This window comes from Serratia sp. P2ACOL2 (assembly GCF_003691565.1).
Classification (GTDB): Bacteria; Pseudomonadota; Gammaproteobacteria; order Enterobacterales; family Enterobacteriaceae; genus Serratia; species Serratia liquefaciens.
The window spans coordinates 2107199-2127313 of record NZ_CP033162.1 but is presented as its reverse complement, the minus strand read 5'-3'; the positions used below and the strand labels follow the sequence as shown (position 1 = coordinate 2127313).

The window sequence follows — 20115 nt, the reverse complement described above, 5'->3', positions numbered from 1 at the left end:
ATGGCGTAAGCGTCCATCGAACACTCCAACCTTACGCAGCCTAAGCACAACTTTTTCACAACAGAAAAATAGACTGGATCGGACTTATAACTTTATGGGCCAATCTTCTTTTCTGTTGCCAATAACTTCGGTTATTGAAAATGGTGAAGCTAATTATTTTAGATAAACTCCGGGTAATCCCGGAGTTTATTCAGGCAATTATTTTATTTCTCATCTGCTCCGGCTTAAACCATCATCGCTATCGCAAGAAATAAAGCACTACCTTGAAATTATAAAACGACTACGTTGCCTGCAGACGGGCCTTTCATACCGTTTTCGACAGTGAACTCAACGCGCTGACCTTCATCAAGCGTTTTGAAATCATTGCTTTGGATAGCGGAGAAGTGTACGAACACGTCTTTGCTACCGTCTTCCGGAGAGATAAAACCAAAACCTTTACCTGCATCAAACCATTTTACCAAACCAGTCATTTTATTAGACATAGATATTTCCTTTATATTTTTGAGACGCCATAAGGCGATAGAGGTCTGTTTTTATTGGAAACTTATTGGGCACTAGAGAAGGAAATTCGCGGGAGAAGAGCTATCTATGGGATATCACTAATACTGAGAACTGCTTTACTAAAACTGCTTTCATAAGGTCTGTACTACAAACCGATGACGCTATTTACACATAGCTAGATTATTTAAGCAAGGAATATTTAACATTATATTTATACGCCCAGCTTATTATTTCCCAGATTCTGCAGCCCCACCCCCGCCCAGCAAGGCCTGGTTGCCCTTTGCGGGATCGTCGCCTTAGCCGATAATGGCAATGCCCAGGCGTTCCATTAGCTGGAACACCTGGTAACTGTCCAACTTCACGCCCTGCAGATCGGTTCCGCGCAGATCCAACTCACCCAGTTCAGAGTTGGTCAGATCACAATGGGTAAAGTTGGCAGCCCGCCAGTCGAAGGAGGAAAACTCGCCGCCGGACAGATCTGAGCCGCTAAAGGTCGCGCCGAGAATTTGCGCGCTGTTCCAGCGATTTTCCCACAGCTCACACTTTTCCAGCACCACTTTGGAAAAGTTGGCGTAACTCAGGTTGCTTTTGGTGATGTAGGCACTGCAAAACCAGGTGCGCGAGGTAATCATGTTCATAAAGCTGGCACCGCGGAAGTCTGCGCCCTGAGCCCGGCACTCACGAATTTCGATGCCTAAAGCGTTGGCATTTCTAAAATCTGCCATCGACAGATCGCAATTCTTGAAGCTGGCGTCCTTGAGCACGGCGCGGCTGAAGTTACCGCCCTGCTGGCTCTCGCGGTCGTAAAACTGGCAGTCGATAAATTCGGTGCCGGTCAGGTCGGCGCCCGAGAAATCGCAGTTAATAAAGCTGCCATTTTCGACTTTCTCACCGGTAAACCGGTTACGAGCAATCTTTTCACCCTTCAGAGCCAGCACCATTCCATTCACCTGTTTATTTGTACAGTCAATGGCGCAGTATAATCCTATTTACATGACAGATTAAACCGCTTTAACGTGGTTTATCTGCCTCTGAGCACAAAAAAATAACCCGTGGGATAGGTGAGTTTTAAGCCTGTTTGACCTGGATCCGGTTCATATTCAAGCTGGCGTTCTGCGCCTGCACCACTCCTTGTTCAATCAGGGCATACAATCGGAAATTCAAAAAAGTATCCCCCACCGGATAAGGTGAATTTACCATCGCATCACCGACCACCCGTGAGCCCTGGGTATAGTCATTCGGGCATGCATCTAACAAAGGACGGTCATGGAAATCGAGCGCCTGCCCCTGCACCCGGTTTTCCGCAAAAATCCGTACCAGTGAGTTTTCCGCCAACAGGCGATGCCAATCGGCAATCAGCCTGGCTTTCTCTTCCTCAGACAGCTCGCGCCGCAAGATCCACAGTGGTTCCAGCATTTCTGCCGGGCACCAGTTGGTGGCAACCCGCCCGGTGTGTTCGGTTACGTTAACCACGAAAACGCGACGTTCCCCCAGCAACGGCAACAGTGCGCGCAGCATCAGTTGCTCGTCGGGATTAGCACCAGCCCACAACGTCACCTGCCCGCTTACAGCAGCGAGTTGCGTTTTTAACGTGGTCATCGCCAGCGGCAGCCCTTCAGAGGTATCCCACTCGGGAGCATGAACAGATTGGTGCAGATCGCGCAACCAGCGGCATCGGGTTTGCAGGGCCTGATCATCATCCAGCCCATACAGCGGCCCAAACGATAGGCTATCGGCAAAATCCAGTACGTTTTCTCCCGGGTAGGCTAACCGCACGCAGCCACCCGACAGTGCGATATGCACATCCTTCATCAATGCTTCTCCTTCGCTATTGCTTAAGTCAATCCTGAGCTGAATTTTGCCCCCTTTCCCCCTGCATCACCAGGCAAATAATCTGATTTTTTGCGTTTAAGCGACATAAAAAAACCGCCCTTGGGCGGTTGATGATAAGCATAAAGATTTACTTCAGCGCTTCCTGAATGGCATCGGCCAGCGGGCCAACGTGCTTTTCAGCGGCCTTAAGCTGGAAGTCTACGCCGTTGCCGTCGTTAGTGTCAGACAGCGTCGCCTTGATCAACTCCAGTGCCGCTTGCACTGCCACCAGCCTTTTATGCTGTTCGTCCGTGATAGGTTTGGAACTCATGGTGGCCGGGTAATATTGCTCTAACATCGTTCTCTCCTTGTGATTACGCTAATAAGTAACTTAACAGAATTTAAAGGTTTATCTAATGAAGCGAACCACAGAATCCCCCATTGCCGCTGAGGATAAGTTGCCGGTACATCGATATGGCAGAAAAATACATTAGTCGAGATGATTAGCGGAACGCCACCCAACTGGCACCGGCATCGGCGGAGCGCACGCAGTTTTCCACCCAGCGTACCCCCATCGCGCCGGCATGCACGTTGGGGTACCAAAAACCAGCCAGAAACGCCTCGTCTCGCCGGTCGGTGGCGTCCATCGCCAACGCAAAGCGCCGGTAAAGATTCGACCAGGCTTCGAACAGCCCTTCGGAATGACCGCCGCCGATGCGATCCTCCGCCAATGCCATAGGATCGAGGTAGGACATACCACGCTCCAGAATACGCACCGGCTCGCCCTGCACTTCAAAGCGCAGTTGGTTAGGCTGTTCGTCCCACCATTCCAGGCTGGCCTTTTCCCCCACAATACGCACCTTTTGGCCATGCATAGAACCGCTGTTAACTGCCGAACACCACATTGAACCGACAGCGCCATTATCGTACTCCATCAGTACATAGGCATTGTCTTCCAGCGGCGCACGAGTTTTGACAAAGCTCTGGCGGCTGCACATCAACCGTTTGATCTTCAACTGCGGCACCATGGTTTCCGCCAAGAATAACGGGTGGGTGGCTAAATCACCCAATACATAGCTGGGGCCGACAAAACGCGGGTCCACCCGCCAACGCGTGCTGGGGTTGTCCAGTTCCACCGGCGCGGCATGGAACCCGTGAGAGAACTGCATGTTGATGATACGGATCTCACCCAGTTGGCCATCGGCAATCATCTGACGCGCCTGAAGGATCAGTTGATGCCCGGCATAGCCGTAGGTAACACCGATAATTTTATGCTGCCTTTGGCTCAGTTCCACCAGTGCTTGCGCTTCCTGCGCCGTGAAACACAGGGGTTTTTCGCACACCACGTGCAGGCCGGCTTCCAGTGCCGCCTGGCAAATAGCGAAATGGGTATTGTTTGGCGTAGCGATGGAAACCGCCTCTATGCCGTCCGCCCTGGCGGCTTCTTCACGGAATAACGTGGCGTAATCCGGATAACAGCGCTCCGCTGCCACGCCCAGGCTTTGCCCAAAGCTGCGCCCGCGCGATGCGTCAATGTCAAACGCGCCGGCCAGTAGGGTGAAAGTGCCGTCGCGCAATGCCGCAGAACGATGGATATAACCGATCTGACTGGTACCCCCGCCGCCCACCATGCCCCACCGCAGAGATCTTTCCAGAGGTTTAATACCGTTAATCATCTCGTTGCTCCTGATTAAAAACCGACGCTGCGTAAATAAGTAAGGCTATCCGTTACGTCGCGCAGGCTGTCTTGCGCCTGACGCGGATCCCGTTCCTGCTCAATGGTGATCCACCCCTGATAGCCGCGCGCAGCCAATAAGTCGCGCACGGCAGGGTAATCAATCGCTCCCTTCCCCAGCGGGCACATAACCCCTTGCGCGCAGGCGGTAAAGAAGTCCAAACCACGCGCCAACACATTGCGGAACACCTGCGGGTTAACGTCTTTGAAATGCAGATAATCAATCCGGGAGAAGTAGCGCTCGAGCCAGGTGAGCGGATCCATGCCGGAGTAGTACAGATGTCCGGTATCCAGACACAACCCCGCAGTGTGGTGCGGGATCTGCGCGGCCAGCAGTTCGATTTCATCAGCGAACTCAATACAGCCTCCGGCGTGCGGGTGTACCACCGGTCGTACCCCATATTCCCGCCAGGCAATCTCGCTAACGGCAATAATATGGCCGATCATGCGGTTCCAATCGGCTGTATCCAGCCGCGGTGCCTGCATTGATTGCCCGGCAAACCTGGCCCGCTGCGGATTGCCGAAGTCGATAATCACCAGATACGGCGGTGAAAAATGGCCTTCGCAAATGGGTTGCGCCTGGGGCGCCTGCGAGAGGTTGCGGCATATGTTGTGGGTCAGTGCCAGTATGTGCTCGAAGTTATGCTCGCTGACCAAATCATCAAAAATGGTGCCCCCCACCAGCGACAACGAATGCCGTTGCAACTCAGTGGTCAGAGTTGCGGCATCGGTAGGCAGGTAGCTCCAGGGCCCCAGTTCAATGCTGTGATAACCTGCTGCGCTCGCTTCCTGCAGCACTTTGCTATAAGGCGGTAGGTCAGGATTTTTAGGATCATCCACTCCCCAGCTGCAGGGAGCGTTGGCAATAGGCAAAGTCATTTTTCAGTCCGTCTCTTGGTGTTGTGTAGCGCCAGTATCAAACGAAAATTTCGAAACCAACAATGATGGAATTTTCATTCTTTGATGGCGATCGCGTTATTTTTGATAGATAAAATGATGTTTTTCTATCAAACATAGACAGGCCGTGACTTCACGGGAGTGCAATATTTTTAGCGAGGGAATTGGCTCCCATGCCGGGAGCCGATAATCAGATATTTTCTTTGGTGATCAGATCAAAACGGTTGATGCAGTGGGTAAACCCGGAAGCGTCGCCGCTGGCGGCAGAAATAAAGGTGTTGACGATCGAGGCGGCGAATTCCTGGATCCTGTGACTCAACATCAGGTCCAAAGTGCCGTCAATCAACGCCATCTCGCCCCCCTCAACCGGGCCATGGCAAATCAGCATGACCTCATGCTGCCTGCCGCTCTCGCGCAATGCGGCAATGATTCCCTCCACGCCGCCGCAGGGTGCATACAGAGCGACCAGGTTCGGATGCTGCTCCAGCAGAGTATGAGTCACTTGCCTGGCACTTTCGGCCTGTTCATGACTGCGGACCGGCTCAAGCACCCGCTGCGTACTTAAATGCTCACGCAGATAAGAACGGAAGCTGCTTTCACAGGTTTCCTGACACTGAAAGCGGTTGTCACCGATGATCACCCCCACTTCGCCCTGCCGCCGGCACAGGCGCTCCACTGCCCAGGCGGCCGTACGGCCGGCCTGCTGATTATCCAACCCGATATAACCGGCGCGGCAGTGTACCGACAGATCGGACAGCAGCGTGAACACCTTCACGCCCTGGCGAGTGGCTTCTTCAACCGCATAGCGGATCATCGGATTATCCAGCGCCAACACCCCGATAACATCCACGCTCTGGCTTAACTGCGTAATGGCGGCGGCGGTGTCGCTGACCGCGCTAATATCATGAAAAATAAACTGCGGCGGACTCTCGCGATCGTGATAAGGCATAGCCTGCTCCAGCAAGCTTTCCGCCAGCTGCGAGTAGAATGAATGCTCCTTTTTCAGCAGGATAAAACCCATTTTGAGGCGCACGGCAGGCTGTCTGGCGGCTTCAAACAGCCGGTGGGATTTCTCCAGCGCAAACCCCAGCTTTTGTGCCGCGGCTATGACTTTACGCTCGGTTTCCGGCCGCACCGGTGCGCGTTGGTTGATCACTCGATCGACCGTCGCGACACCGACGTGCGCCTCTCTGGCGATAGCTGCCAGCGTCGTTTTTTTGCCCGCCATAATCATTCCCATCACTGTTTTGATAGAAACTATCATGGCAGGCAGGTTGAAAGAAAGCCGATGCGGAGTTTGTGTGATCGGGCGCGTTAATCACCCAGCGCGGAGGAAACCTCAGCGGTAAACGGAGAATTTCTTCGTCAGCGGCTTAAGTTGTTCGCTATCCCCGTACAGCGCCACCCCAACGAACTCCAGCTTGTCATACTCGGTATTGGCGGTATCGGCAATTTGTTGCTCTGCGGAATGGGACAGCATGGTGGTGGTAAAGAAGTTGGCTAACACCCCTTCCTCCTTGCATTTGAGCATCAGATTGCTGAGCTGGCTGCTGTTTTTCGCCTGCAGGATCACGATCGGATAATGACTCATATTGGCGCTTACGCCTTCAATAGCGCTGGGATAATGGTCGAATTCACGCTGTTCGATCAGATCGGTAATGCCGGCGGTTAAATGGCAGGAAGCGTTAAATAAGGTGGCCGGTTCGTGGTTGCGGTTCAGGATGATATAGAACTTTTTCTCGTTGTCGCTGTACATCTTTTTCTCCTTGAATAGGGGCTCCAGTGTTATTCAGACGCGCAATCGCCTTCAATGATATTGATCATTGGCAAGCTACTTCCCGAGCGGCCAAGTCGTAGCCAGGCAGATTGCAGACATTGTTGCGAATGAATATCATATGCATCTTAGCAACAGGAGGTTGCCATGAAAATATATTGGTCGCGACGCCAAATCCCAGAGCTGCAGACACTACCCCGCAGGATACGCAATCGTAATTACCGCAATGCCTATTTTAGAACTTTTCGCCATTGGGAGGGCTGGGCTGGTTTGATGATCTACATCGCGTTGATTTGGCTATTTCTTCACGTATCCCATTTTATTTACCCACATGTCGAGGGCGAAATGGGGCGTTTGCTGCAGATCCTGGTCACAGTCACGATCCCCGTCTTTATATGGAGCCAGATATCAATCCATCTGATGCGGAAATACTATCGACATCTTCTTATACGCAGTACCTAAGCCAAGGCCATTCCCCGGCTTAAAGACGTGCCCCGATAAACAGCGGCTCTGCGATGGTGTACCAACGTTTCCAGTGCGATTGCGCAATTAAGCTCGAAATATGCGGTTGCGCCAAAAAACAGAGCAATAATTGAACTGCTACTAGTCGCGCCCAGGCGCATAGTCTGGTCTTTGTCGTCGCTGGAGACCGCCATGTCCGCCATCAAACCTGAAACGCTGAACGCAACCCTCGATACCCCGACCACTCACTGGCCGGCTATCGCCAATGTGGTGCTCGCCGGTATTGCCGTTGCCCTGCACGTGGGTAAAGCGACTATTGCCTTACCTGAGCTGCAACGCGAATTCGGCCGTTCGCTGGAGTCGCTGAGCTGGATCATTTCGGCCTTTCCCTTTATCGGCGTGTTCGGTGGCATCGCCGCCGGCCTGCTGGTGCGCCGTTGGGGCGACCGGCGTTTGTTGGGGCTGGGATTGGTGATCGTCAGCATAGCCAGCTTCGTTGGCGCGGCTCAACACAACTTCATCGGTTTGATCGTCACCCGCGCGATTGAAGGGATAGGCTTCGTTATCGTCGTGGTCTCAGCGCCAACCGTGCTCACACGCGTGGTTTCAGCGCAAAAACGTAATCTGGTCTTCAGTATTTGGAGCACCTTTATGCCGGCGGGCATGGCCATTTCGCTGTTTTTCGGCCCGCATTTTAGCAACTGGCAACAAAGCTGGATCGCCGGCGGTATCCTCACCCTGCTGGCCGCGCTGCTGCTGCCATTCACCACTCCGCGAGCCGCTGTCACCACGTCTTCCGCTGTTGCCTTGAAACTGCGTCAGGCGTTGGTCAGCATCCTGCGCGCACGGCAGCCCCTGCTGCTGGCCTTGATATTTACTACCTATAACCTGCAGTTCTTCGCCGTGATGGCCTTTCTGCCGATTTTCCTGATGCAGCGTATAGGGCTGACGCTGGCTGTCGCCGGTGGGATCAGCGCGGCGGTGATAGCCGTCAATATCCTCGGCAATCTTGCCGCTGGGGTACTGCTTTCGCGCGGCCTGCGGGCTCGAAATCTGCTGGCCGTTGTCAGCCTGCTGATGGGGCTTGCCGGTACCGGCGTTTTCCTGTCCGTTACACCAAACGCTTTACTGATCCCACTGTGCTTAGTGTTTAGCGCCATTGGCGGCATGATGCCCGCCACCATTCTGGCCGCCACTCCGGCGGCGGCGCCAGAACCGGGTTTGATCCCGTTGAGCCTGGGGCTGGTGATGCAAGGCATTTATCTCGGTCAGGTGATCGGCCCCATCGTACTGAGTGCGCTTGTCGCCTATGCCGGTTGGTCCGCTCCCGCGGGTATGGTGCTGGCCGCCGCGCTGTTGGGCAGTATCCTGGCACTGGCGCTCGCATCGAAAACCAGAGCCTAGGCAATGCATGCCCTGCCACTACCTCATCAGCTTAATGTCCTCATAACATGAGGCACTATTAGTAAATTCTATTAACTGTTCACCGATAAAATCCGCTACCTGTTAACCGTTTGTGATGATAGGGTTTATTCTTCAAGAAGTGTCAATGCCGGTGAATACCGAGATCCACCGGCAAAATCTATCATCTGAGGGACGGGTATGATGTCTAAAGGTATTTCAAAGGGATTCTTTCTTCTGATCCTTTTTATCGTTACCGCTGCTTTTATGGACGTCTTGGGTCCCTACTACTCATCTGTGCTGTGGGCTATCATCCTGGCGGTGATTTTCCACCCTGTGAAACAAAAACTTAAACAGTATCTGGGCGACCGAAACGGCCTGGTTTCTTTGATAACGCTCGCGGTGATCTGTTTGATCGTCTTTACGCCGTTGGCGATCATCGCTTCTTCATTGGCGATTGAACTGAACGTCGTTTACACCAAGCTGCAGACCAATAACACGCAGTTCCCGGTTATTGTTGCCGACACCCTGAAATTGCTCCCCGGATGGGCACGGCATTTTCTGGCGGAACATAATCTGGATAGCGCCGCGGAAATACAGAAACAGCTTTCCGAAGTGGCACTCAAGGGCGGCCAATACCTGGCCGGCAGCGTCTTTTTGATTGGTAAAGGCACCTTCAACTTCGCCGTGGGTTTTGGCGTCATGCTGTATCTGCTGTTCTTCCTGCTCAAAGACGGCCCATACCTGGTCAATCTGACGCTCGAAGCCCTGCCGTTATCCCAGCACGTTAAACACCATTTGTTTGTGAAATTCGCTGCCGTGTCGCGCGCGACGGTGAAAGGCACGGTGGTCGTGGCCGTGGTGCAAGGTGCGCTTGGCGGTCTGGCATTTTACTTCACCGGGATCGACGGCAGCCTGCTGTGGGGCGCGTTGATGGCATTCCTGTCCATCATCCCTGCGGTGGGTTCCGCTATTATCTGGGTACCGGCAGCCATCTATTTCTTCGCCACCGGCATGCTGTGGAAAGGCCTGTTCCTGGTCGGTTTCTTCGTGGTGATCATCGGATTGGTCGACAATATTCTTCGCCCGCTGTTGGTCGGCAAAGACACCAAAATGCCGGACTACCTGATCCTGATTTCAACCCTGGGCGGCATGGAGATTTACGGTATCAACGGCTTCGTTATCGGCCCATTGATCGCCGCCCTGTTCATCGCCTGCTGGAATATTCTTTCCGGCCGCGACAGTGCAGAAACCACCGATGAGATCGACGAAGATTTTATCGAGGAAGGCAAGAATCACCCAGACGCCACCAAGGCGGAGTGAAAAAGTATTCTCTGTTAAAGGGCATTAGAAACTGCAACGCAAAACGGGAACCATGGGGTTCCCGTTTTTTTATCTCTTCATATCCCTTCCCTGGGCGATCGCTCCGTTTACCTTAGCATTAATTAATAAGTCATAAACGATGCAACTTTCTATTCTGTCATTTACAGAATCCGTTAGGCCGTTGCCTGCGATTAAATATTCATACCCAGCAACCAATGCATTAACCCTTCTTTTTGAGCGGGTAATTCATTTATACTCTATTTCCTGAAAAATAAAAATTCACAACATTATGATAAAAAAATTAACAAATTTAGCTTCTGGATGGAAGCCAGGCACGGCAGCCGACTACAAGAAATGTTTTGATTTATATGGCGGGAATTTTATCACTCACCCCGAAGTATTGGCCTTCCTGCATAGCAGGCTCGATTGCCGCCCGCACTACTCTATCAAGAGAAATAGCAATGGTACTTTACTGGGTGCATTTTGCTCTTGGCGAAACAGCAACTTTGCCTGTGATGGCAAGACGGCGAAAGCGATAAAGCTCGGGCATTATCAGTTCAACAAAGATGAAATAACGCTCCCATTTCATCCTAAGCTCAGAATTGCATTGCCCTTTAAAACGAAAATACTCTCCTCTTTAAATAGAAGAAATGTTCTAAACTCAAGCTTCAAGCTAAACAGTCATCGCGCTGTTTGCCTGGCAAAAGGTTGTGGTAAAGACGGATTCTCTTCATCGACGAAAAACAGCAGAAAAAGAGAGCTAAACAAATTTATCAAGGCCGGTGGTGAAATTTTCGACCAAAGTCATTTTCCCCCACAGGAGCTCATCACAATATACTTCGATCTGTTTGAAAAACGCTGGGGGCACCGGCCGAGCCATTTTCTAGAAACCGTAGATATGTTTACATCCTTGCGGCAATTTCTCTTTGGCCATATTTTATTTCTAGCCGGAGAGCCGTGCGCATTTCAGCTCATAACCAAAGCAGAAAGCCCTAAATGGATTAATTTTGATTATGTTAATGGCGGATATGACCAGCGTCATGACTCATTCTGCCCAGGGACCATCGTCACCTGGCTAAATGTCAAATCCGCTTATGAGCTGTGCGAAGCCGTGGGAAAAACCATGCGTTACTCGTTTGGCAAACCGACGGCAGGTTATAAAGACCGTTGGTGTTATCAGGATCCGCTTGGCCGGGTGTTATCCCTTTAAAAATACCGGGCAATGCCCGGTATCAATCAAACGACACATCGTCCCTGCTAACCCTGCCAGACTATTAACCGCAGTTCCTGTCAACTGCATTAGCGCCACTGAGCCATCGGTTCAATGATAGACAGATGTGATTGTTTCAACTTTTAGACAGATAGGGACGCACAGGCAGAAAATGACACACTTTGACTACAGCAACTTTGGAGCTAATGATAAGATAGTAAGTAAATGTGTCCAAGAATGATAAATAGAGCGAATGCAAACCGAAGTTGATTCATTGCCTTACCAGTCCAAATAAAAAATTATAATCATACGTTCGTAACATTTACGCAACAGGAATATTCTTAGAACCGAGGGAAAACATGAATTTCAACAGGGTGTTGACCAGACTGGCAGCTGCAGTCTCGATTGCTTCGATAGCGACTGGATTCACTAAATGGCCGGATGTCATGTTCATCTCAAGCTGTGTGATGCTGATCATTTGGGCTCATGCCGAATGGGACTGGCGTAAACGGAAATAACAATAATCCGAATTTCAACTTGTTTAAGACGCCCATCAGATCACATATCGCGTAATGACTAACAAAAACGGGAACCATCAGGCTCCCGTTATCATTTGACGCTAAAACACCATTACATGTGTTTAACGATAGCGTCGCCAAACTCTGAACATTTCAGCAGTTTAGCGCCTTCCATCAGGCGTTCGAAGTCATAGGTCACGGTCTTGGCGGCGATTGCGCCTTCCATGCCCTTAACAATCAGGTCAGCCGCTTCGAACCAGCCCATGTGACGCAGCATTAGATTGCAGCCTAGTTCATAACCAATTGAATGTAGGAATAAAAACCACATTGAATCTATGTGGTTGTATCATTTTAGGTAATTCGTAAGCCTTTGATTATAATTAATCTTTATCTGGTTTTGATAATGCCTTTGACTGCGCTCACCGTCATGGAGCAGCCGACAGAGAGGGTATCGAGGAAATGCGGCAGGAAGCGTGAGAAAGTACAGATGACTGATTTCAACCATGACTCAAGTGTATTAGCCCAGACTTGATCTGACACAGCTAAGGCCCAGAGCCAATCCGACAGGCAGCTCAGTGCCAGAAGGGGAAGCTGTTTGCCAACTTATACCCTGGTCCTGTGTAAAACCTCATTTTCCTTCCTTAAATTCTCAATGTATCAATAACCGCTCGCAGAGCGGGCGACACATTGCGATGCGGATAATAGAGAAATGAACCTTCCAGACGCTGGCTGTAACGTTGCAGGACCCTGATAAGCTTCCCTCGTTCTAAATCATCGGCAACCAACTCTTCCGGGACATAGGCCAGTCCCAGGCCCAGAATGGCGGCTTTGGCTTCCATATAGCTGTCAGCAAAAACCCACTGCCCCTGTGGTCGGTGGGTGATTTTTTTACCATCCTGATGGAGTTCCCATGCGTACAGGCTGCCGTCGCCAAACTGATAGGCGATGCAGGGATGTACGACTAAGTCTGCCGGGGTTTGCGGAAAGCCGTAGCGACGAAAGTGTTCTGGCGTACCGACAACGGCCATCTCCATATCGGGCGAAATGCGAACCGCAATCATGCCACTGCCAACTTCCGGCCCCAGACGTACACCGGCATCGAATCTCTCCGCAATAATATCGACAAACCGGCTTTCGCTGATGAGTGCCAGTCGGATATCGGGATAGCGTTGCTTAAACAACGCAAGCTTCGGCAGGAGCACTTTATCAATAGCGTGCTGGCTGGCATTGATGCGTACCGTACCGGATGGGGTCTGGCGATAATGGGCCAGCGTGGAGAGCCCCGTATCTAAAGCGTCAAAACCTGACTCAATGGTCCGATAGAGCTGTTCGCCAGCATGGGTGAGCGATAATCTGCGCGTGGTGCGTACCAGAAGTTGAACGCCCAAACGTTCTTCCAGCTCGCGTACAGCACGGCTGATTCCTGATTGCGCCAGGCCAAGGCGTTGTGCCGCGGCGGTAAAACTCCCCTCCCGCACCACCATCATAAACAGGTATAGATCGTTATAGTTTTCCCGCTTCGCCATCATCCCGCTCTCGTAACTGCACCACTATTTAGAACAATATGATATCAATCCTAGCATTTTTTAGCCTCTAATCAGCACTATTACTGCTGACTATAATGAGCGCATTGCAACAAAACACAGCAGCGTTGTCCGCATGAAACCTGTCTCCAACCCGTTTTTCAGGAGCATTTTGATGACTGTTTTCACTAAAAAACTGACAGCCGCGATACCCGCCATGCTGCTATGCGCATCATTAAGTGGAGTCACAACGATGAGTTATGCTGATACAACTAATCCGAACGCACCCGTTTCGCTGGTCGAAAAGTGGGATAAAACCTTTACTGAAAGTAAGAAAGTTGATCACCGTAAAGTGACCTTTCAGAACCGCTACGGTATCACCTTAGTCGGGGATCTCTATCTGCCGAAGGATCGCGGCGAGCACAAACTGGCAGCCATTGCCATTAGCGGGCCTTTCGGTGCGGTTAAAGAGCAATCCAGCGGCCTGTACGCACAGACGCTGGCTGAACAGGGTTTTATTACCCTGGCGTTCGACCCTTCCTACACGGGTGAAAGTGGCGGCCAACCACGCAATGTCGCTTCTCCGGATATCAACACCGAGGATTTCAGCGCGGCGGTTGATTTCTTAGGTCTGCAAAAAGAGGTGGATCGCAACCGAATCGGGTTGCTCGGTATCTGCGGCTGGGGCGGCATGGCCTTAAACGACGCTGCAATGGATACCCGCGTCAAAGCGGTGGCAACCAGCGTGATGTATGACATGAGCCGCGCGATGGGTCATGGCGTGGGCGATGGCAAAGACCGCTACACCACAGCCGATCGTCGTGCCGTGTTGCAGTATCTGAACGCGCAGCGCTGGAAGGATGCGGAAAACGGCACTTTCGCGCCCGGCGGGCACGATATTTATGTTGATGAGAAGGGCAAAGCCACCGCGTCTGAGCGTGTTCTGCCGGAAGCCTTACCCGCCAACCCGAACCCAGTTTTAAAAGAATTCTTTGATTATTACCGTATGCCGCGTGGTTTCCATGTGCGTTCGGTCAACTCAACGGGTGCATGGAATGCGACAATGCCGCTGTCGTTTATGAATATGCCGCTGCTGAGTTATGCAAATGAAGTCACTATTCCAACGCTTATCGTGACCGGCGAAAAAGCCCATTCACGCTATTTTGCTGAAGATGCCTTTAAGGCGATCGGCAGTAAAGAGAAAGAGCTGGTGATTATTCCTGGGGCCAACCATGTTGACCTGTACGACAACGTTGCCGGTAAGACCCCCTTTGCTAAATTTGAAGAGTTTTTCAGGACCAACTTAAAATAACCACCAAGCCACCCGTCATTCACGGGTGGTGTTAACCTGCCCGATGTGACGCAAAATACGCCCATCGCACACTATTTTCACCCACCTTTTATGGTGTTACTCCCTGAGTAACGCTTGCCCCGACAGCACCTGAATCTCGTCGGGCTGATATAGAGATGTTGATAATGTCCACAGTAAGCCTCAAACCATCATACGAAAAAGCAGATGCACACTGGGGAGGCGTATTTGCCATGACGCTCTGCGTGTTTGTGCTGATCGCTTCTGAATTTATGCCGGTCAGCCTGCTTACCCCAATTGCCAGTGATTTGAACGTCACCGAAGGGCTGGCAGGCCAGGGAATTGCCATCTCTGGCGCGCTGGCGGTACTGACCAGCCTTACTATCTCGCCTATTGCCGGGGATCTGAATCGTAAATACCTCCTGCTGGGGCTGACGGTACTGATGGCGATATCCGGAATAGTTATCGCACTGGCGCCCAACTACCCGGTGTATATGCTGGGGAGGGCTATGATTGGTGTCGTCATCGGTGGATTCTGGTCAATGTCGGCTGCAACCGCCATTCGGCTGGTGCCGCAGCACCAGGTTCCCCGCACGCTGGCAATTTTTAACGGCGGTAACGCGCTGGCTACCGTTGTGGCGGCGCCGTTGGGTAGCTACCTGGGGGGACCATCGGCTGGCGTGGGGCCTTTTTGTGTCTCGTCCCCCTTGCGATAGCCGCGTTCATCTGGCAATGCGTCAGCCTGCCTTCGATGGAAAGCGATAAAAAACAAAAACCACAGGGGTCTGTGCTTCTTCTGTTCAGGGTTTCCATCGTACCAACGGGGCTGCTGGCCTGCGGGCTCTTCTTTATGGGGCAGTTTGCCTTATTCACCTACGTGCGCCCCTTCGTGGAGACCGTGACCAGAGTTAATACTTCTGCCCTCTCTTTGATTTTGCTCGCCATAGGCGTGGCAGGTTTTGTCGGCACCATGATCGTATCGACATTCCTGAACGCAAGGTTTTACCAGACCTTAATCATGATCCCTCTATTTATGGCAGCGATTGCCGGTACGTTACTGCTGGTCGGACACAGCATCTGGGCAGTTGCCGTTTTGCTGAGTCTGTGGGGGCTGCTTGCGACGGCTGCGCCAACGGGATGGTGGACATGGATAGCGCGGACGCTACCCGAAGACGCAGAGGCGGGTGGTGGGCTGATGGTCGCTGTCATCCAGCTCTCAATTGCGCTTGGTTCAACGGCAGGAGGTCTGGTATTCGACAGTCTGGGATGGCGAAGCGCTTTTGGCCTGAGTGGTTTGTTACTGCTGGGTGCGGTAGCGATGACATTTGTCACATCCCGTCAAAACAGCAAGACGCACTAGCGCAATCCATTTCTTCCTGGCGTGCTCTTTGTCATGGCCTACGGCAGAGAGCCGAATGTCCGCTCTTCGCTCAAAGCTGACTGCCAGATGCAATTTTGTCACTGGTTTAGTACACCCGAGCGCGTGGAAGATCACTTAGCCGTGTTGTGTATGCTGGTGATAGTAGCTCGCGCTTCATCGACCATGACTGGTGTGCCCCTTGCCCAGCGAACCATAGCTGGGCCCTCCCCGAGTTATTGATGCGGTCAAGAACACCCATCAGTTGCTCACTGTTCTTCCGTGGCTGATATTCATCGAACAGCCCAAGCTGGGCTACACCTTGGCTGAAAAAGTCCTGCAGCATCACCCCACCTTTCTGATACCGATGACCGGATTGCCAAATCGCGTCAAGACAGCGCATCGCGGCGGCAATAATGTCTCGGGTATCCTGTGTCGGCGTGCTCAGTTTTATACTGGCCGTGTTTCCGTAGTATTCCTCATTAATGGAGAATGGACTGGTTTTAAGCCAAGCACTAACATGCCGGCAATACTGACGTTCTTCTCGTAATTTCTCCGCTGCACGTGTCGCATACATGCAGATTGCCTGATGCATCTGGTCATATTCAGTGATTCGATCACCAAAGCTTCGGCTGCAAATGATCTGCTGCTTCGTCGGCGCGAACTCCTCAAGTTCAAGGCAAGGCTGACCGCGTAACTCTCTCACCGTACGCTCTATCACAACACTAAAATGCTTGCGGATCATCGTCGTGCTGGCATCAGCCAACTGCAGCGCGGTTTCGATACCCATCATGTTGAGTTTTTTCGATATCCGCCGGCCGATACCCCAGACCTCATTCACCGGCAGTAAGTCCATAAGTTTGCGCTGGCGCCCTTCGTTGGACAGGTCCACAACCCCGCCAGTCTTGTCCCACTTCTTCGCCGCAAAGTTGGCCAGCTTCGCCAGTGTCTTGGTTTGAGCAATGCCAACCCCGACTGTTAGGCCGGTATTGCGTAACACTTTAGCCCTCACCTGGCGGCCAAAGGTTTCAAGGTCGATACAATTACGCACGCCGGTCAGATCCATGAAACTCTCATCGATGGAGTAAATTTCTACGCGCGGCGCCATCTCTTCTAAAACGGCCATCACTCGCTGTGACATGTCAGCATAAAGCTCGTAATTACTGCTGAACGCTATTCCCCCAACGCTCTCAAATTCACGCTTAATTTTGAAATAGGGTTCCCCCATTTTCAGGCCCAGAGCCTTCGCCTCCTTGTTCCTGGCAACAACGCACCCATCATTATTCGAAAGAACGACAACGGGCCGGCCGCGCAGGTCTGGACGCCACAAGGTTTCGCAGCTCGCATAAAAGCTATTCACATCAGCAAGCGCATACATTACTTAAGCCTCGTTATCGATGACACCACGACGCCTATCACCTCCAAATCGTCGCCGCTGTCATGGAGTAGGATCGGCTCATATTTTGGATTCATTGGCTCCAGCTGCGCGCGCGGATGTAAGCAGAGACGTTTCACAGTGAACTCGCCGGCGATGCTGGCAATAACTATATCGCCATGAGCTGGGCTGATACTGCGATCGACAACGAGCATAGAGCCCTCCGTGATGCCCGCCTCCAGCATCGAGTCGCCAGTCGCATAGAGGAAATAGGTCGCGTTAGGGTGGCTGATGCAGTACTCGTTCAAGTCGATACGTGAACTGACGTAATCAGCTGCAGGACTGGGAAAGCCCGCAGGTACCTTATCGGAAAACAGCGGGATCTCTAGTTTGGTGGGGTTTGGTGTTGGATAAAAGAAAGTCATAATGTTGCCCTGATACTGTGTTTTTATACAGTATAAACGCAAGTTTTTAGCGGGGGAAAGTTCGGAAATCTCTCAGAAAGGTAGGATATTGATCGGTAAAGAAAGATAGTTTTGATGAATGAAGATGAAGTTCTACCAGTATCTTGCCTACGTGAATAAGTACACAAGCACGATAAAAACTTAAGCCATTATACGTTCCCCCAACACAACTGAAGTTCTGTGGCCCCTACCGAGACATTTCAATGTACAGACAAGCCTGGTAGTCACCTGGCTAATCATAAGCGATCGTTTTCAACGATCAATCTGCAACTAATTGATCGGCAATACCCATTTGCAACTCCAAGATAATACACGCACCATTAATAATGATTTTCATATGGAGGTGTATCATGTCTGCACACAACATGACGTTTTGCAGAACGTGCGGGTTATGGATAGCTGAAACCACCGGTTGGGCAAACGGCGAACCGAGCTACTGTGAGAAATGCAAGCCACCATCAATTTTAAGACGTGCTGCGACAAGATTCGGAAACATTATCCGAACGATATTTATTGGTATGATTAAAAGATAAAAAATCCACCAGCACCAGGGATACTAAAAGAGGCAGATTATCTGCCTCTTTTTCTTTATAAACTTCAATGTAATTATGGTACCGATGGGGCCATATCCCCAAACGTATATTTAACGCTCACCCCCCACGCTACTCCCTCTTTGTAATCTTCTAAAACTCCGGAAACGATATCCATTAATTTAATGGGAGCGCCAACAATGGCCAATATCATAACAGAATGCTGACGCCAGACTCCGCCGACCTTTTTACTTGTTGTCCCGATACTTAACGTATACTGCAAAGGGATCCCGGAACTGTCACAGGGTATTTTTCCCAGCGTGATATCAACAATGACCGCACCATTAGCCGTACTTGGTACTCGGCTAAGCATGAGAGTGTTTTTTACTCGCCAAACGCCTCCGGTTTCACTAAACGCATTATCCTGAGTAAAGTCAGGCCCCGCGCCGGTGCTTACATATGTGCCGGTAATACCCACGCAAGGGGCCTTGTAACGGTCTAACAGAAGTCCCGCGTTACTCTTACTTAGCAGGTTATTCGGGCTAGGGTCTAACTTGATATCACCAGGCGCCCCCCCATCGAGTAAATCAACGATATCTTGTATTGTCGCCGCCTCAGTCACCCCTTCATTAACAACGGGAACTAAAGCAGTGAGGTTTAATTTATCAGTAGGTGGCAGCTTGGATATTGACAATGATAATTCATTATCTTGAATGTTTTGGTAAGCTGATTTTGATTGTTGTGCAGAACGGACAAGCCTTAACTTTTCCATCATTTTACCTTACTTGAATAGCGTTAATCGAAATAGCCAATGCCATCGGATTTCTTTTCTTTCTTCGCAGCTTTCGCTTTGCTCTCTGCTGGCGGTTTAATATCAGTGACCAAGTTAAACGCCATCGCCAGGCCTGAGCTGCTCAAAGAAAACGCGAGGGACTCGATTAACCAGGTGCGATCCTCCTCCTCACCAAATCCCGCCGTTGTTATCCGACTTTCGGCAGTCAACGGCACATACTGCGGCCGGCCCGGCCCGCTTAGCGTCATTCGCCTTTCGTTCCGGTTGGCCTGCGTCATTTTTGACTTGGCGCTGCTGTCCGCCTGGGCTTTGCTCGGCTGCGTGAAGGGGTTGGCCTGGTCGGGTCCGTCATGCTCCAGGGATTGAGTTTTCGTTCGACCATCAGCGGGATCGAAATAGGACACGCTCACCTTGCCCTTTTTGCCTTTACCGTCTGCCGTCTTCGCCGGCTTTCCCGTTGTGGCCCCGCGCTGGCCATCTGAATAACTCCAGGAGGACAGCACCTCCCGGGTGATCGTGACGTTACTGAGGGCGCCCCCGCTGACAGTGGTCGCCTCCCCCTGCTCGAGGAACAACCAATAGCCGCCGGCGGCCTTGCTTACCGCGTTATGCGCACGCGCCAGGCGGGTCATCAGCGCCGCGTCGGACTCTCTCACCTGGTCAATGTGTTCTATCGCGATGCTGGCCAACTGCGTGGCTATTTTGGGGATGAGGCCATTATCAGTTGCCACCGTTTTCACAATGTCCCCCAGCGTCACGCCGTCCCAGCTGCGGCTTTTCTGGCTCTGTACATCACCTGGCTGTTTTTGCGCGTTCATTGGGGCCGATGTGGCGTAAAGCTGGATCTTGCGCGGTGGCCCGCTACTGGCGCGGCCAGACACCACAAACCAGCCCTTATCGACCAACTGACCATTAAAGCCCAGGGCAACACTCAGGCGGGCGCCTTTGGGCGGGAGTTTTAGCGTTTCCGACAGGAGGGTAATTTGCAGCTCGTCAGTTTTGCCTGTGGCGCCGCCGTTGTCCGTTAAGCTGATATCCACCAGGTTTTCACGAATGATCGCGGTTATATCCTGCCCCTCCGCAATAATGCGGAATTCTGGCCGGAATTCGGCTGGCTGTTTTTGTTGCATC

Annotated in this window: 18 protein-coding genes and 2 pseudogenes; 5 read left to right on the top strand and 15 right to left on the bottom strand. The window is 51.6% G+C overall.

Annotated features, from left to right (window positions below):
* Positions 1-269: 269 nt before the first annotated feature.
* The 8 genes from cspA to EBA31_RS10460 all read right to left on the bottom strand — a co-directional run bounded on the left by cspA (position 270) and on the right by EBA31_RS10460 (position 6701).
* Positions 270-482 (bottom strand): RNA chaperone/antiterminator CspA, encoded by a 213-nt coding sequence (gene cspA, locus EBA31_RS10495; protein WP_020826494.1) that lies wholly within the window; start codon positions 480-482, stop codon positions 270-272.
* Between the two features lie 315 nt (positions 483-797).
* Positions 798-1442 carry a Qnr family pentapeptide repeat protein gene (locus EBA31_RS10490; protein WP_020826493.1) on the bottom strand — a complete coding sequence of 215 codons (645 nt, stop codon included), beginning with the start codon at positions 1440-1442 and terminating at the stop codon, positions 798-800.
* A gap of 127 nt (positions 1443-1569) precedes the next feature.
* Positions 1570-2313, bottom strand: a complete 744-nt coding sequence (locus EBA31_RS10485) for a DUF3658 domain-containing protein (protein ID WP_122078847.1) — start codon at positions 2311-2313, stop codon at positions 1570-1572.
* A gap of 148 nt (positions 2314-2461) precedes the next feature.
* Complete coding sequence (locus EBA31_RS10480) at positions 2462-2671, bottom strand: hypothetical protein (protein WP_020826491.1); 210 nt, start codon at positions 2669-2671, stop codon at positions 2462-2464.
* 145 nt (positions 2672-2816) lie between these two features.
* Positions 2817-3989, bottom strand: coding sequence for a Gfo/Idh/MocA family protein (locus EBA31_RS10475; protein ID WP_122078845.1), 1173 nt, complete (start codon positions 3987-3989; stop codon positions 2817-2819).
* A 14-nt stretch (positions 3990-4003) separates the two neighbouring features.
* A complete protein-coding gene (locus EBA31_RS10470; RefSeq protein ID WP_122078843.1) occupies positions 4004-4927 on the bottom strand; it encodes a TIM barrel protein in 924 nt (307 codons plus the stop codon).
* A gap of 208 nt (positions 4928-5135) precedes the next feature.
* Positions 5136-6173 (bottom strand): LacI family DNA-binding transcriptional regulator, encoded by a 1038-nt coding sequence (locus EBA31_RS10465; protein WP_122078841.1) that lies wholly within the window; start codon positions 6171-6173, stop codon positions 5136-5138.
* Positions 6174-6284: 111 nt separating this feature from the next.
* Complete coding sequence (locus EBA31_RS10460) at positions 6285-6701, bottom strand: DUF2000 domain-containing protein (protein ID WP_020826487.1); 417 nt, start codon at positions 6699-6701, stop codon at positions 6285-6287.
* Positions 6702-7373: 672 nt separating this feature from the next.
* Between EBA31_RS10460 and EBA31_RS10445 the strand changes: the two genes are divergently transcribed.
* The 3 genes from EBA31_RS10445 (at position 7374) to EBA31_RS10435 (ending at position 11115) form a co-directional block, all read left to right on the top strand.
* Positions 7374-8585, top strand: a complete 1212-nt coding sequence (locus EBA31_RS10445) for a CynX/NimT family MFS transporter (RefSeq protein WP_122078836.1) — start codon at positions 7374-7376, stop codon at positions 8583-8585.
* 198 nt (positions 8586-8783) lie between these two features.
* Positions 8784-9905, top strand: a complete 1122-nt coding sequence (locus tag EBA31_RS10440) for an AI-2E family transporter (protein ID WP_020826483.1) — start codon at positions 8784-8786, stop codon at positions 9903-9905.
* A 289-nt stretch (positions 9906-10194) separates the two neighbouring features.
* A complete protein-coding gene (locus EBA31_RS10435) occupies positions 10195-11115 on the top strand; it encodes a GNAT family N-acetyltransferase (protein ID WP_122078833.1) in 921 nt (306 codons plus the stop codon).
* Positions 11116-11437: 322 nt separating this feature from the next.
* Here the strand turns inward: EBA31_RS10435 and EBA31_RS26770 are convergent, their stop codons facing one another.
* The 3 genes and pseudogenes from EBA31_RS26770 to EBA31_RS10425 all read right to left on the bottom strand — a co-directional run bounded on the left by EBA31_RS26770 (position 11438) and on the right by EBA31_RS10425 (position 13159).
* Positions 11438-11593 (bottom strand): hypothetical protein, encoded by a 156-nt coding sequence (locus tag EBA31_RS26770; RefSeq protein ID WP_162302881.1) that lies wholly within the window; start codon positions 11591-11593, stop codon positions 11438-11440.
* Positions 11594-11745: 152 nt separating this feature from the next.
* Positions 11746-11925 (bottom strand): annotated as a pseudogene (locus EBA31_RS10430) (isocitrate/isopropylmalate family dehydrogenase); the annotation flags it as partial.
* 349 nt (positions 11926-12274) lie between these two features.
* A complete protein-coding gene (locus EBA31_RS10425) occupies positions 12275-13159 on the bottom strand; it encodes a LysR family transcriptional regulator (protein WP_122080607.1) in 885 nt (294 codons plus the stop codon).
* 172 nt (positions 13160-13331) lie between these two features.
* On the opposite strand from EBA31_RS10425, the gene EBA31_RS10420 reads away from it, so the two are divergent.
* Both EBA31_RS10420 and EBA31_RS10415 read left to right on the top strand, forming a co-directional pair.
* Complete coding sequence (locus tag EBA31_RS10420) at positions 13332-14468, top strand: alpha/beta hydrolase (protein ID WP_050329082.1); 1137 nt, start codon at positions 13332-13334, stop codon at positions 14466-14468.
* A gap of 164 nt (positions 14469-14632) precedes the next feature.
* Positions 14633-15825, top strand: a pseudogene (locus EBA31_RS10415) (MFS transporter).
* Between the two features lie 106 nt (positions 15826-15931).
* On the opposite strand, the gene umuC reads toward EBA31_RS10415, so the two are convergent.
* The 4 genes from umuC to EBA31_RS10395 all read right to left on the bottom strand — a co-directional run bounded on the left by umuC (position 15932) and on the right by EBA31_RS10395 (position 20114).
* On the bottom strand, positions 15932-17200 hold the full coding sequence (gene umuC, locus EBA31_RS10410; RefSeq protein WP_122078831.1) for a translesion error-prone DNA polymerase V subunit UmuC: 1269 nt from the start codon (positions 17198-17200) through the stop codon (positions 15932-15934).
* On the bottom strand, positions 17200-17622 hold the full coding sequence (gene umuD, locus EBA31_RS10405; RefSeq protein WP_044550118.1) for a translesion error-prone DNA polymerase V autoproteolytic subunit: 423 nt from the start codon (positions 17620-17622) through the stop codon (positions 17200-17202). The genes umuC and umuD overlap by 1 nt, the downstream gene beginning before the upstream one ends.
* Positions 17623-18267: 645 nt before the next feature.
* Entirely contained in the window at positions 18268-18966 is a 699-nt protein-coding gene (locus EBA31_RS10400) for a hypothetical protein (RefSeq protein ID WP_162302879.1), read from the bottom strand.
* A 20-nt stretch (positions 18967-18986) separates the two neighbouring features.
* Entirely contained in the window at positions 18987-20114 is a 1128-nt protein-coding gene (locus EBA31_RS10395) for a contractile injection system protein, VgrG/Pvc8 family (protein ID WP_122078826.1), read from the bottom strand.
* Position 20115 lies beyond the last annotated feature (1 nt).